Raw genomic sequence first — 14,147 nt, forward strand, 5'->3', positions numbered from 1 at the left:
GACTGACTGTCCGGCTTCGATCGGAACGGCTGTCCGCTTTCCTTCGGACTGGGTGTCCGGTTTCACTGGAATACGCAGTGGATCGAGGGCGACTGGCGCGCGCCCACCGCACAACCCAACACCGACGTAGTGGGTGGGTCGAGCGCAGCGAAACCCACTGAACCAGGCCGCCGACGATTCAGAAAAGCACCCGACCGAACAGGCTCTCGATGACGGAAAAATTTTTAAATCAGCCGGTTAAGAGCATTGGCGCGGCGGGTCGGTGGGTTTCGCGGACACGGGCGAGGGAGCGATCACACGCGTGATTACAAGACCTGACCCCGATTTTTTGACCCCGATTTTTCAGAGGCGTCAGGATTTTTTACACCTGGATCGAGGGGTGATGGGCGCGCGGGAACCCTAGCCAACGTCATCCTAGGGTGGGTCGAGCGCGGCGAAACCCACCGAACCAAACCGCGAAGGCTTCGGATCAGCGCCCGATCGACCCGGCTCGCGATGTCGGAAGTCATTTCAGATCAGATAGTTAAGCGTTGGCGCTGTGGGTCGATGGGTTTCGCGGCCACGGGACGTCGGAGCCGTTTTCAAGAGTCCTGCCAAGGCCGCTCTACCCATCCTAACTGGCTACCCGGCTGTGGCTATGCCGGATTATTGGCTCCTGCACGCGGGAATTTGGTGTCAGCTTTCTTTACAACTTTTGCCAACCAGAGCCTTCATAAGGCGCTGACGACAAAATAAACTTCTTAAAAATCAATAACTAAATGACGCTGGCATTATTTTCGCTTAATCATGATCGACAGGCCGAGGCCAAGGTCGTAAGCCACTCGTCAACCAGAGAAGTGAGGGCTCGACCGCGTCAGAACCGCTGGTCAGAATCTTCAAGGCCACTCAGACTGCCAATCCATCCTAATGAGGAACGCAAAAATGAAATTGAACAAACTTGGATACGCCTTCATCGGGGCGCTGGCAATCACGTCGTCAGCGACCGTACTTGCATCTCCCACGTACTACTTTCCAACAACTACCCTTCAAGACGACTTCCTCGATTTTCTCGTCGATTATGATGGAGACAACTTTGTTTCTGTCGGTGATCGCATCCTAACTGTTTTCGAGGTCTATTCGACTTCTGGGGCAGGTCAGGGTAGTACCGACATTGCCCCAGAACTCACGGGAATTATCGACCTTAAAGTAACTGGCCTCACAGCAAGCCAAGAAATCCTCGGCACTTATATAATGGATTTCGGCGCTTGGGACGGAGGTTTCCTGAGTGGCCTGTCCGGATTTGGATTAACCAATCCTATCTTTACGCAAGCAACGAATAATACACCTCTCGTGGGCACCGTGATGCAGCTCTGGAACGGCGGTGGCGACAGCCTCAGCATTGACGCTGCTACCACAAACTGCACATCGTTTAATGACTGCGTAGACAGGGCGTCTGATGGCGATTTTTACTTGGCGGCTGGCTTTTCAAACCCGCTTAATGTGGTTCGCGGGACTGGCTTGACAAACGATCCGTCGGTTGGGTCAGAGACAGACCCTGGTACTGGGCTGGGTTCAATCTCATTTGCTTTAGACTTTTTGCAAAATAACACTGGGAGGGATTTTGACCAGCGTCTACTGTCGCCTTTCACCCCTTTTGCGGGTCAAATCACTGGTACCGCGCAGGTCAAAGGCGCTAAGAACATCGGTTCAGCGCTTGATTATAACCTGAGCACCGGTGGCTCTACAGGTTTCGGAGTCTTCGCTACAGGAGACATCGACGCGGACGTTAATCCCATCCCTGAACCAGCGTCTCTAGCATTACTGTCCATCGGTCTGATCGGGATGGGTGCTGCTTCGCGCCGCGGACGGAAATCGTCCTGATAAGTAAGCTCAGGTCACCGCGCGGAGATTCATTTTTAGTGGCATCTTAAGGCATGTCCTCCGGTCGGATGATCGGAAGTAAGCAAAAACCGGCTTCGGCCGGTTTTTGCGTTACGATTGGCGACCTCAGGGTTTGTTTACATTAAAAACCGAGCGCCTGTTGCTAGAATTGTCGCTGGGAGTTCTGAAACTATTCATCCAAACACGACCGAGGCCCACCCATGAGTTCCGCTCTGATCTCATCCCTTACTGACCTGCTCGGACATGATCGGATTCTGACGGAATCGGCCACCGTCGAGTCCAACTCGCGCACTTGCATCCCTTACCGTCAACTCCCCGAGGTCTTGGTCTATCCCACCAGCGCCGAGCAGGTGCAAGGCATCGTGCGCTTGGCCAAGCAGCACCAGGTGCCAATCTGGTACGTCAGCACTGGCAAGAACTGGGGCTATGGCGAAAAGACCGCCTGCTATCCGGGCGGGATCACCCTGATCCTGGAGCGCATGAACCGCATCTGGGAGGTGAATGAAACCCTGGGTTATGCGGTCATTGAGCCGGGCGTCACCTATCAGCAGCTCAACGACTACCTCAAGTCCCATCACCCCAGCCTCTGGGCCGACTGCTCCGGCAGCACCGCGACGGCCAGCGTGATCGGCAACGCGCTCGACAAGGGACGCGGACTGACACCCTACGCCGATCATTTCGGCTGCCTGTGCGGCATGGACGTCGTGCTGCCGGATGGGCAACTGCTCGAAACCGGCGGCGGTCCGTCCGGCAACAACCACGCCAAACACACCTACAAATGGGGCGTTGGCCCCTATCTGGATGGCCTGTTCGCGCAGTCGAATCTCGGCATCGTGGTCAAAGCCGGCGTATGGCTGATGCCGGCGCCGGAGCGCTTCGAGTGGGCCGCGTTCGAATACACAACCTCAGACGACCGCATCGGCCCCTTCATCGACGATCTGCGCCAGTTGGTCTTCTCCGGCGCGCTACGCTCGCGCCCGCATCTGGCCAATGATTTCGCCATGATGTGCATCGTCTCCCAGTATCCATTCGATCTGCTCGACGGCGCACGCCGGTTGAGCGAGGACGCCATGGCGCGCTGGCGCCAACAGCATGGCGTGGCACGCTGGACCTTCGGCTGCGGGCTCTATGGCACGCCGGCCGAGGTGCGCGATCAGAAGCGCCGACTCGGCCGGGTGCTGCGCCGCTATGGACGCTTGCAGTTTCTCGGCATGGCGATCGAGGACAACTGGCTGGGGCGTTTGACGCGCACAGTGGCACCGCTGGTCAATCGCGCGATGGGCAAGTCCGAATCCTTCATGGAAGCCCTGATTCCGGGCATCAACCTGTTTCGCGGCATCCCGACCGATCATTTCGCGCGACAGGTCTATTTCAAGTCGCACGCGCAGAAACCGCTGGGTGATATCGACCCGGCCCGCGACCACTGCGGCTTCCTCTGGACCGGGCCGGTGATCCCCTTCACCTCCGAGCATGTCCTGCGCGGACTGGCGTTAGCCAAAGACATTTTCGCGCGCTATGAATTCGACTTCTTCGTCGAAGTCATCATCGAGAGTCCGCGCGCGATCCTGATGCTGATCGGTGTCTTCTACGATCGCCATGATGAAGCCGACGGCGCGCGTGCCCGCGCCTGGTATGAGGAAACGCGCCAAGAGTTCCTCGCGGCCGGCTATCCACCCTATCGCACGACCACCATGAGCATGCCCGACTCGCAGGCGCACAATCCGGTCGGCGATGCCTTCCTCGGCACCCTCAAGCAGGCGGTCGATCCACACAATCTGCTCGCGCCAGGCCGTTATGGCATCGGCGCACCGCCTCCAGCCGATTGAACCGCGCCCGGCGCGATGACGAATGCCCTGACCCAGATCAAGCACCCGAGTTCTTGTAGGATGGGCAAAGCCCCGCCGCAACGGAGGGTTGTGATGCTGTGGGATGGGGGCGTGCCCATCTTCCCATCGCACCCACGCAGGTTCGATGGGCACGGCTGGCATCCGTTGGCCCCATCACTCAAGTGTCATCGCACGGCCTTTGCCCATCCTACGGGGAAACTGTGTTCTGGAAATCAGCTAAGAAAGTGTCCATCAATTGTTTCCCGATGCGAGCGATGCCGCCCGAAATCCCCCCTAACCCCCCTTTGCGAAAGGGGGGAAGTTGTTGATGGACGCTTTCTAAGCTGACTTCGATGTGGTGCTCACTGCCCGTAAGTAGGCGCCCAAAACGGTATCGAGAGCGTCTTGCCACACCGGCACAACCATGCCGGCTCGCGCGAGAAGCTGGCGGGTCGCGGTGTTTTCGAACCGCTGATCCGATGCCAGGTACTCCAGAAAGATCGGCAAGGTCCCCACTGCGCGGCGGGTCTTCTCATCCATGAAGCGGCTGGCCAGGTTCAGGACGCCGGTGAAGAGCCGTGGCGGCAGGGTGATGCGCGGTGGTACCTTGCGCCCATGCGCGATGAACAGCCGGCGCACCTGTTCTTGCAGGTCCGTCAGCGGCGTGGACTGATCGGGGCCGGAACACAGATGCAGAATCTGGCCGGCGAGATCGGGGTGGCCGCTGGACCAGGCGAGCGCGCGCGCGACCAGATCGACCGGAATGATGTCGAGCCGCGCCCGGCCGAGCGCGGGTGACAGGCCAAAGGTGCGCCGCCCGGAGAGGAACTCGCACAGGTGATAGAACACCTGGAAATGGATGATGCGCCCGCTCTGGCTGTCGCCGACCACCATGCTGGGGCGATGCACGGTGAGCGGCAGGCCACGCTCGACCTCGGCGCGAATCAGATCCTCGGCCTCGGCCTTGGCCTGTTCGTAGGTGTTGTGGAAGCCGCGCGGCCGGTCGATCCAGGTTTCCGGCACGCGGGTCAGGCGGCCGCCGACGCCGACGGTACTGACGAATTCGATCTTGCGTAGGTTGGGACAGGCGCCCGCCAGTTCGATCAGGTGCGCGGCGGCACCGACCGCCGCGCGGCGCGCCTCTTCGAGCGGCAGATTCATGCGCACGATGCCGGCGGCGTGGATCATCCGGGTGCAGTGCTCGCGCACCTGGACCAGGGCGTGGGCGTCCAGGCCGAACTCCGGCAGGGTGACGTCGCCCCGCAGGGCTTGGACGCGCGCGCGCCGCGCGCTATCTTCAGGCGGGATTCCACAGAACGCATAAAGGGTTTCGAGCCGTTCGGCAAGCTGGCTGTCAGCGTCGGCGCGCAGCAGCAGTTGCACCCGCGCGGCGGGATCTTCGAGCAACAGCGGAACCAGAGCGCTGCCGATGGCGCCGGTGGCGCCGGTGAGGAAGTAGACCGGCGCGTCGGCTCGCGACGCTTGGACGGTTGCGGCAGAAACCGATGCGGCGCTCACTCCAGAACGTCCTCCAGGCGTTCGGCGTCGAGCAGACGATCGAGCCAGTGATCGAGCCTGTCGATGTCGGCGCCTTGGATGCGGGTGCTCGCCCAAGCGGGCAGCGGGCCGAAGCGGCGGGTCAGCAGACGTGACAGGTCTTCGGCCTTGCCTTCGGCTTTACCTCGGGCTTTACCTCGGGCTTCACCTTTGGCCTCGCCTCGGGCATAGATTTCCTTGTAGGCGCGGGTTTCTTCGATGGGTAGCAAGACGTTGAGCATGGCGTGAATCTCCTCGGGGGTCAGGTCATGAAAGCGTTCGATGAGCCAGAATTCCAGAATCGTAGACAGCGTGGCGCGCTCGGGTTCCGCCAGCGGCGCGCGATGAATGCTCTGCCAGAGCGCCGCCATGCGGGTCCGCAGCACGTTCTTGCGCAAGACCAGCGGCGCCAGCACGGCGACATAGGGATTGTCCGGCTCACGGTCGATCCATGCGGGCAGATACTCGTCCAGGCAGAGGATGCTGAGCACCTCTCCCGCCGCGGCGGGGAAGCGCGGGCGGTGACGGGCGCGGGGGATGATCAGGATCCCGCGCACGTCGCGTCCGGGATGGGCCTCGCCATAGAGACCAACCTCGGTGAGTAGATGATAGCCGGCGGTGGCCAGGGCCTGGCTCTGATACTCGACCAACAGCACCGGCCCCGCATGGCCATCGGGCTCGAACAGACCATCGACCCGCCGCTCCAGGCTCTTGAAGGTGACCGAGCCGAAGCGGTAGGGGCCTTCGAGCACCCGCCCACCGGTCAGTACGCGAAACGCCTCGGGACCAAGCGCCAGGAAGCTGTAGATTGAAACGTCGGTTTTCATCAGTTCATGTCACCGGCAGCGGACAAAGCAGCACCGTCGCGCCATCCCAGTCCATCTGGCTTGGCGATGCCGTTTGCGCCTGTAACCGCTCGTAGAGCCTCTCGATGGAGTCGCACAAGGCCGCCTCGACCTGGCCGCGCCGCAGTTTGAGATTGGCCGTCAGTTCACCGCGGTCGATGCTCAGCGCGCGGGTCGTGACGATGACACCAGCGGGGCGTTGGTAATCCGGCAGGTTCGCCAGCGTGGCGGCGAGATCCTCGCGCAGCCGTGCGCCCTGTTGCGCGGCCTTCGCGCCGGCCATGCGCGCCGTCCAGCCGGCCTCGTCGACCGCCAGCACGGCGACCAGAAACGGCCGGCCGGCGCCGAACAGGGCGGCATGTTCGACGTAGTGCACTTGGCGCAACGCGGCTTCGATGCCGGCGGGGGCGATGCGCCGGCCGGTGGAGGTCTTGAAGATCTCGGACTTGCGCCCGGTCAGGGTGACGAAGCCGTCGGCGTCGAGGCTGGCATAGTCGCCACTGGCCAGGAAGCCCGCCGAGTCGAAGCGCGCGTCTGAGGCGGTTTCGCCCAGATAGCCGCTGAACACGCCCGCGCCGCGCACCCAGAGTTCCTCGTCCTCGCCGAGACGGATCTGGTTGCCCGCCGCGACCCGCCCAACGCTGCCGAAACGATAGGCGTCCGGGCGGTTCATCGCGATCGGTACGATGTTCTCGCTCATGCCATAGGCTTCAAGGATCAGCAGGTCGATGGCATGGAACCATTCCAGCAGCCAGCGCGGCATGGGCGCCGAGCCGCTGACCAGAAACCGCAGATTCGACCCCATGACGCCGCGCATGCGGCGCAACACCAAGCGGTTGGCGAGCGCGCGGCGCGCGCGCGTCCCGGTGCCTGGCGCACGACCGGCGCGCCGCGCGCTGGCATAGAAGTGACCCTGGCGCAACGCCCAAGCGATCAGCGCCCGCTGCCAGGCGGGCATTGCGTCGATCTTCGCCTGCATGCCGGCCTGGAGCTTTTCGTAGAAGCGCGGCACGCCGATGAACAGGTGTGGGGCGATGGCGCCGATGTGCTCCATGACGCGGCGCGGGTCTTCGACATAGAACGTCTGGGCGCCGGTGGCGATGGCGCAGCCGTTGATCATGCGCTGAAATAGATTGGACAGCGGCAGCCAGCAGGCCAGGCGGAAGTCGGCGTCGATCCCCGGAAAGGCCTCCAGGATCGACGCGATGGCCAGCACGAATTGGCGGTGGCTGTAGGAGATGCCCTTGGGTGTTCCGGTGGTGCCAGAGGTGAAGATGATAGTGGCGGGATCATCCGGGCGTGTTTCGGGCGGCGCGGCGGACGGTGCCGGGGCGCTTGCGAGCAGCGCGTCGAGCGTTGGGATGCTTGAGTTGTCGGACGACCGCAGGGCGACGACGAAGTGCAAGCGATCGCGCACTGGTGGCGCGAAACGCTCCAGCAGGCCAGCCTCGGCGACGATCAGTCCCGCCAGGTCGCAACGCTCGGCGATGGCGTTCAAGCTGGCCTCGCGATCATGCGGGTCGAGTCCGATGACGACACCCCCCGCCGCCAGGATCCCCATCTGCAACGCATCCCAGCGCGCCGAACTTGGCGCCATGATGCCGACGCGGTCGCCGGGGGCGAGCTTCAGTTGCGCGAGGACCGCGCCGGTCCGGGCCGTTTCGTCACGGTAGTCGCGCCAGGAGGTGGCGGTCCAGCCCGTCGGTCCGAGGGACCAGCGCGCCGGGGCCAGCGGTGTCAGCTCCGCGCGTCGCCACAGCAGCGCGGGCAGGGTTTGGAGTTCCGCCCCCAACAGGCGCGAGAGGTTCGGCGAAGCGTCAACGTCCATGGCGATCTCCAGTCGGTGGGCTGGGTGCGGAGCGCGCGGGTCCGGGCAACGGGAGGCTAATCGGTCAGGATCGGGTCGTAGGCGCCGCGTGGCTTGTCGATCCGCAAATCCTCGGCGCTCAGGCCAAGCTCGCGCAGGCTGCGCGTGACCTCGCGCCCCGGTCCGAGCCGGTTCAGAATCAGGAAATCCACCAGCGGCGCCATCACGCGCCAGTAGTTGCGATTGGCCTTGCCGCGCCGGATCAAGGCCGAGAATTCCGGCACATAGGGGTTATAGCCAAAATGGCGCAGGTCCGAGTACATCAGCAGCCAGTTGATCGGATAATTGCTGTGGATCGGGTTGGCGTGCTTGCGCGTGGCGACCAGCCCGAGTTCGACAACGCGGCGCATGATCTCCTCCTGGTTGTAAGGCCAGGCATGGAAAGGCGCCAGGTAGCGCGGGAATTGGGTGCCCGCCGGATAGCGCGCCGGATTGTAGAAGCGGTTGAGTTCGTCTTCGGCAAAGACGCCGCTGGCGCGCAGCTCCGGCGGTGTCCAATCGACCTGCTCGATCAAGGTGCGCGAGAACTCATAGAGCATGCGCTCGGGTTCCGGTTGCCCCGGCGAGTAGCCGGCCAGCACCAGCGGAATGCCCTTGGCCATGGCCAATTGCAAGGCGTCGCCCTCGAACAGCGGCGCGTAGACATAGGAGACGGTGTAGACCGCGCCGCGCGCCTCCTGATGCATCAGCAGATAGCGAAACAGTTTGTGGTAGAAGGACGGCGGCGGCCGGTAGACGAAGTGATCGATCTCAAGCTTGGCCAGCGCGCGGCGGATGCTGTCCCAGGCCAGATCGGGAATGTTCACATCGACGGTGAAGGCCAGCACCTTCAGGCCATAGTCGTGCTTGAGCCGATGCAGCAGATAGAGGCTGTCCTTGCCGCCGCTGAGCGGGACCAGACAGTCGTAGTCGGCCTGGCCGCGCACGGCGTCGAGCGTGCGTTCGAGGTCCGCCTGCCGCAGCTCACGCGCGGCTTCCTCTGCGGTGGTATTGGACGCCCAGCGGTCATCCGCGCACAGGTTGCAGAGGCCGTCGGGTGACAGTGTCACGCCGGGCACGGCATCGGGGATCAGGCAGCTCTTGCAGCGGGCCATGCCTATACCTCAATCAGTATCGGTGTCGGATGGCCCGATGATAGCGGTAGCAATGACGAGGCGTCGATCCTTTCCCCCAGCCATCCAGCGAACTCGACACGCTCGTTCCTCAGATTGGCCCGAATAAACGCGGTGACCCAAATGAGCAGCGCACGCATGGTCCAGAACCCATGCCGAGCGACTGGATCTGCTCGCTGAATTGATCGCGACCATGAGTGGCTCCGTCGTGACCCAATGCCCTTTACGCCATGAGGACAGGGGATCGCAAGTTTCAGAAAACGGCATCAGGCCATGCGGGAGGTGTTCGCTGAAATCATCTAGGCTCACACTCGCCAAGGTTCAAGCGAGATCTGATTGGCAGGAGTTACGTGCCCCCTTCGAGGTGAGGCCACGGTCGATCCATGGCAGCCATGGCAGTTGACCATGCGGCGCTCAATCCAGATGGGCTCCGTGGGTGTGCAGGTTTCACCAAACGCCCAGCGGTAGCAATCGGATGTCCGGGCCATGATGGGCACGATGTGATCGCCGATCTCTTGGCTCCATCGCTGATCCGCAAGCGTTGCAAATCCCATGCGACCGTAGGCCGATGCAGTGTCGGCGCTGACGACCGAGATGATGTGACTCGCCTGCCAGGAATAGAAGACGCCGATCCCAACACGAAAAATGGCTCGTGTGACGTCGCGGCTTCGGCGCCAGCCGTTGCGGATGACCAATAAGCCGGCGGAGGCGAGAATGGGCGTGTCTCCGCGTTGGGCGCATTCCTGCTCGATCAGCAGACGATAGGTGCTGAAATCGAAATGCTTCTCGGGCGGCAGGCCAAGCCCCGTGTCGCCATTGAGCCGAACGCTCGCGACGGGTTCGTCGCCGTCGTAGGCGATGATGTGGGCGACCTTCGGGAGGACGTCGAAACGATCGACGATCCGTTCATCCGGGAAGGGTTTTCCGCCGAACAAGCCTTCTTCCACAACGAAGACTTGATGTCGGAGCCAGAGTGCGTCGTCGATCTCGCGGGCCGTGCAGGCCACTTTGAATTCTATGGTCATGGGGATCGGAGCCTCGGGGTCGATCTTGGTGGGCCGATGGGCGCGCGGCCGGTCCCTGCCGCCCAGAGATGGTGATCTTGGGAGGATGACCACGCAAGCGTCTGTTGGATTTCGGTGCCAGGCGATGAGTGGATAGCGGGCATGTTCAATGGGCTGATTCAAAATCCGATCGCCAGCATAGGTGAAACGATCGACCCGATCCATCTGGGTTCGCGGTAAGGCCGGCTGAAGCCGGCGTACCCTGGCTTGGGGTCGCCGGCTTTAGCCGGCCACGCAAACGAGGCGATCAAACAAGGAGCATGCTCATGGCCGCAACCGGGACGACTGGATGGTACTCTCGCGGCTATCTGCCGCATCTCAATGTGCCGGGGCTGGTGCAATCCATCACGACGCATTTGGGCGATTCGCTGCCCAAGGCGACACTGCACCGTCTGCTGGCCGAGACCGAACGCGACGACATCGCCCGGCGCCAGCGTCTGGATACCTTGCTGGACGCGGGCCACGGTGCTTGCTGGCTGAGTCGTGCGGAGATTGCCGAGCTGGTCGAACAGACGCTGCTCGAGGGTGATGGAGAGTGCTATCGACTGCTGAGCTGGGTGATCATGCCCAACCATCTGCATGTGCTGATCGAGACGCTGCCGCCGATGGGGCTGGGGGAGGTGGTGCGTCGCTGGAAGGGGAGTACCTCCAGGGCGGCGAATGGGCGCCTGGGGCGCAGCGGGGCGTTTTGGGAGCGGGATTATTTTGATCGGTACATTCGCGACGATGCGCATCTGGCGGCGGTGACGCGGTATATCGAGCAGAATCCGGTGAAAGCGGGGTTGGTGGCGCGGGCGGAGGATTGGCGTTATGGCAGCGCCTGGCGGCGCGAGGCCGGCTGAAGCCGGCGTACCCGGGATGCCGGCCATCTGGGTACGCCGGCTTTAGCCGGCCCGAGTGCAGGGTGAATGGCGGGCCTCTCACTATCTGCGTTCTGAAGGAACGAGTGGATCTTGATCGGAAAGATCTTCAGAGTGGTGTCATATCCTTGTTGGAAGAGTTTGAGCTTGGTCTCGGGCGTCAGGCGGAATTCCAGCGGGGAGACGCCGTTGGTTTCGATCACGATGGTGCTGTTCCAGAAGGCGTCCTGGATGAATTCGCGCGACAGACTGGTCATGAAGGCCCGCATCAGCAGCTGCAGATAATCAGGGAGGAGCCAGCGACGTGCCCGTGACTGCCCGGCGTCTGGATTGGCACGGAGCCGGAAGCAGCAGATGGGCGTCCCGTCCTTTGCCCAGTCTCGGCGCAGGGCGTCCTCCGAGAGGATGCTGCCATCGATCATCAGATCGTGGTCGTGCTCGCGGTAAGCGAACAGGAGCGGGATGCCTATCGAGTAGCGGATCGACTGGGAGACGGGCATCCGAGGATGGCTGGCACGGTCGAAGATCACGGGCGCGCCGGTACGCACATCGGTGGCGATGACGTGTAGATCCAGGCGCAGATCCTCGAAGCAGGCGCCCTCCAGCCGCTCGTCCATCCAGCGTTCGAAGCCGTCACCGGAGGAGAGGCCGCCATGGAAAAATAGTTGGTAAAGGCTGAAGTCGCGGAACTGCCTGAAATCGACGCCACTGGCGAGATCCTTCATCGCGTCCGTCGACCAGCCGGCGGCCCGCAGATCCGCGACGATGCTCCCCCCGAGACCCCAACGATGTGCTCGGTGACGACACCCAGATCCTCCAACGCCTTGAGGACCCCGACGTGCACGGGCAGGCGCGTGCCACCACCGGCGAGGATGGGGACGACCCTAAGTCCCACCATGTCCGCTGACGGGAAAAGCGACTCCTGTTCAGTGCAGGGAGGGCGCGGGGCCGCACACTTGGGGTTGAAGCATTGGGGGTTGAGAGGTTGGATCGCCACTGGCCAAATTGAACTCGGTCAACGCAGCGCTAGACCGAGACGCACAAATCCTCCGCGATGGCATCCAGAAGACCACGCAGCGGTGAATTCAAATGCTGAAAGAGCATGAGACGAGAGATGTAGAACGGCGCGCGCGCCCCCCGATATTCAATCGCCTCGCCGACCTGCTGGAAGAAGATCCCGCCGAAATGCAGATGACGCGCCAGCCGTGGCTCCATCATCGCGTAGACGCCGGTCAACCCCTCAGACAGACCCACCGTGGCGGCCGCAAGATAGAGCCCGAGCGCGATGTGCGGAAAGCGGCGGCGCTCTGTCTGGGTCCACTGGAACAACTCGGCGCCATGGCCGTCCGGGGAATCCTGCTCACCAGGACGGCGGCGAAACTGCTCATGGAGTGCCAGCCGGGAGATCTCTCCGGTGCTTCCGAGCGGCATCATCAAGGGGTTTTGGTCGGACGTGAAGAGTGCCGGGTCATAATGTCCAACGAACGGCAGGCACGGAACACGGCCGTCCGAGCGCGCCTTCACCAGTCGAACGGTCCCGGCATCGAGCCCTGACTGGCGATGAATGAGCAGACAGTGGACTGAGTCGTCGTCGAATTCGTCCTTTTCATGGCCGTCGGCAAAGGCCTCTGGACTCTCCCAACCCAGTTCACGGCAGTACACCTCGAAACGCAGCGCGAAGACCCGATCACGGAGCTCGTCGGTATCCGCCATGACGATTTTGAAGTAGTCGCGATACGGCGTCACCAAGTCGATGTCGGACATGGGTGGACCCTCGGTTCAAAGCACTCAAAGCGGGACGGGGTTTGCAACCCCGTCCCGGATATTTACGACTTCAGCGCCGCACTGACGCCGATGTAGTCATGGCCCTCGACGCTGGTCTGATACAGCCGCGGTTGTCCGTTCCCCTCCACCTGGCCATCGCTCGACACCAGCTTCCAACTCTTCTCGGCCATATCAATGGCCATGTACAGCCGGGTCGAGTCTGGCGTATCTTCAGATGGCAGGGTCGATTGAGATGGCGTGTTCATCGCTGTTCCTCCGCTTGAGTCGTCAGAAAACTCGGAGGATAACCCGAGCGACCCTGCATAGTTTCTACAAATCCTGGCACATACACATCATTTTTGGTCTCACCGGTGAATGCCGGGTTGGTGACACGCGAAGAGATGGGGTCAAAGAGATGTGGGAGAGTTGGGGTCAGGTCTTGCAATCAAGCACTCATGATCGATCGTTCTGATGCATGTCTAGACCACTGCGCATCGAACTCGCTAGCGGGCTTTGCGACGTTACCTCACGCGGGGATCGTTGCGAGGCAATCCGTGCCAAAAACCGCCTTGAGTGACGCAAGCCGAGTAGGCTGCACACGACTTCCGCTTTAAATTCAAAGCCATACCGAAGCGCAAAAAATCCTGACGCCGCTTTACAAACTCCCGCGAAGACCGCGGGTTTCAAGTAGGCCAGACACTCCCCGGACGGTCGGGCGACCTTTCTGTTCTCTGTTTGCCACCTGGTTTGTCGGCGGTGCCACATGATCTCGCCCATGGTCCAGGTTGCAACCCGGCCCCTCTCAGCATTGGCCAACTCAGCATGACGGCCAGAATCAAAGGCTAACCCATTGTTCTTGATAGACTCGCGTCGCTTCATCCGCTGGCGGTGCTGCGCAGTTCAATGGTGTCTCCTTCTCCGATCGCATTTCGAGCAAAGGTGTTACATTTTCCGACACCCCCTTTGGTGTGTCACCCTCGCCCCGGTTCGCGTCCATTGCCAGCCAACAGGCGGAACACCCGTGCGGGCTCCTCAAGCGGCCCTGCTATACTCCGGCCAACGACCCGGATGAGGACAGTGCGCATGGCCACGACCTATGCCGAGATTCTTGATCTGCTCGGTGAATTGATTGCGTCGCAGAAGGAGACCGAGCGTCGCTTTCAGGAGACCGATCGCAAGTTCCAAGAGACCGGTCGCCTGCTCCGTGAACAGTCTCGGAGTTGGGATCAGGTCTTGCAATCAAGCACTCATGATCGATCGTTCTGATGCATGTCTAGACCACTGCGCATCGAACTCGCTGGCGGGCAGTCCCACGTCACCTCACGCGGGGATCGTTGCGAGGCAATCCGTGCCAAACCGCCTTGAGTGACGCAAGCCGAGTAGGCCGTACGC

At 62.0% G+C, this 14,147-nt stretch carries 11 protein-coding genes and 1 pseudogene; 4 read left to right on the plus strand and 8 right to left on the minus strand.

Going from position 1 to position 14,147, the window contains the following annotated elements; all coding sequences use genetic code 11:
- The first annotated feature begins 921 nt into the window (after positions 1 to 921).
- Positions 922 to 1,860, plus strand: a complete 939-nt coding sequence (locus G3480_RS21630) for a PEP-CTERM sorting domain-containing protein (protein WP_164655966.1) — start codon at positions 922 to 924, stop codon at positions 1,858 to 1,860.
- A 221-nt stretch (positions 1,861 to 2,081) separates the two neighbouring features.
- Positions 2,082 to 3,707, plus strand: a complete 1,626-nt coding sequence (locus tag G3480_RS21635) for an FAD-binding oxidoreductase (RefSeq protein ID WP_164655967.1) — start codon at positions 2,082 to 2,084, stop codon at positions 3,705 to 3,707.
- A gap of 339 nt (positions 3,708 to 4,046) precedes the next feature.
- On the opposite strand, the gene G3480_RS21640 is transcribed toward G3480_RS21635, so the two are convergent.
- From G3480_RS21640 to G3480_RS21660, 5 genes are all read right to left on the minus strand, one after another.
- Entirely contained in the window at positions 4,047 to 5,225 is a 1,179-nt protein-coding gene (locus G3480_RS21640; RefSeq protein ID WP_164655969.1) for an SDR family oxidoreductase, read from the minus strand.
- The gene (locus tag G3480_RS21645) at positions 5,222 to 6,070 is read right to left on the minus strand and encodes a DUF2887 domain-containing protein (protein WP_164655971.1); all 849 of its coding nucleotides are present in this window, start codon (positions 6,068 to 6,070) and stop codon (positions 5,222 to 5,224) included. Before G3480_RS21645 ends, G3480_RS21640 begins: the two co-directional genes overlap by 4 nt.
- A 4-nt stretch (positions 6,071 to 6,074) precedes the next feature.
- Positions 6,075 to 7,916 (minus strand): AMP-dependent synthetase/ligase, encoded by a 1,842-nt coding sequence (locus G3480_RS21650; RefSeq protein WP_164655973.1) that lies wholly within the window; start codon positions 7,914 to 7,916, stop codon positions 6,075 to 6,077.
- Between the two features lie 56 nt (positions 7,917 to 7,972).
- A complete protein-coding gene (locus G3480_RS21655; RefSeq protein WP_164655975.1) occupies positions 7,973 to 9,049 on the minus strand; it encodes an adenine nucleotide alpha hydrolase family protein in 1,077 nt (358 codons plus the stop codon).
- 323 nt (positions 9,050 to 9,372) lie between these two features.
- Entirely contained in the window at positions 9,373 to 10,092 is a 720-nt protein-coding gene (locus tag G3480_RS21660) for an N-acyl amino acid synthase FeeM domain-containing protein (protein WP_164655976.1), read from the minus strand.
- 305 nt (positions 10,093 to 10,397) lie between these two features.
- Here G3480_RS21660 and G3480_RS21665 point away from each other — a divergent pair, with 305 nt between their 5' ends.
- Entirely contained in the window at positions 10,398 to 10,973 is a 576-nt protein-coding gene (locus G3480_RS21665) for an REP-associated tyrosine transposase (protein ID WP_240905968.1), read from the plus strand.
- Here G3480_RS21665 and G3480_RS21670 read toward each other — a convergent pair.
- From G3480_RS21670 to G3480_RS21680, 3 genes and pseudogenes are all read right to left on the minus strand, one after another.
- Positions 10,940 to 11,889 (minus strand): annotated as a pseudogene (locus G3480_RS21670) (patatin-like phospholipase family protein). The gene G3480_RS21665 and the pseudogene G3480_RS21670 overlap by 34 nt on opposite strands.
- 128 nt (positions 11,890 to 12,017) lie before the next feature.
- Positions 12,018 to 12,755, minus strand: coding sequence for a PEP-CTERM/exosortase system-associated acyltransferase (locus G3480_RS21675; RefSeq protein WP_164655980.1), 738 nt, complete (start codon positions 12,753 to 12,755; stop codon positions 12,018 to 12,020).
- A 62-nt stretch (positions 12,756 to 12,817) separates the two neighbouring features.
- Positions 12,818 to 13,021: a hypothetical protein gene (locus tag G3480_RS21680; RefSeq protein ID WP_164655982.1), complete on the minus strand. Its 204-nt coding sequence runs from the start codon at positions 13,019 to 13,021 to the stop codon at positions 12,818 to 12,820.
- An 817-nt stretch (positions 13,022 to 13,838) separates the two neighbouring features.
- On the opposite strand from G3480_RS21680, the gene G3480_RS21685 reads away from it, so the two are divergent.
- The gene (locus G3480_RS21685) at positions 13,839 to 14,021 is read left to right on the plus strand and encodes a hypothetical protein (protein WP_164655965.1); all 183 of its coding nucleotides are present in this window, start codon (positions 13,839 to 13,841) and stop codon (positions 14,019 to 14,021) included.
- Positions 14,022 to 14,147: the final 126 nt, after the last annotated feature.

Source organism: Thiorhodococcus mannitoliphagus (assembly GCF_010915725.1).
Lineage (GTDB): Bacteria > Pseudomonadota > Gammaproteobacteria > Chromatiales > Chromatiaceae > Thiorhodococcus > Thiorhodococcus mannitoliphagus.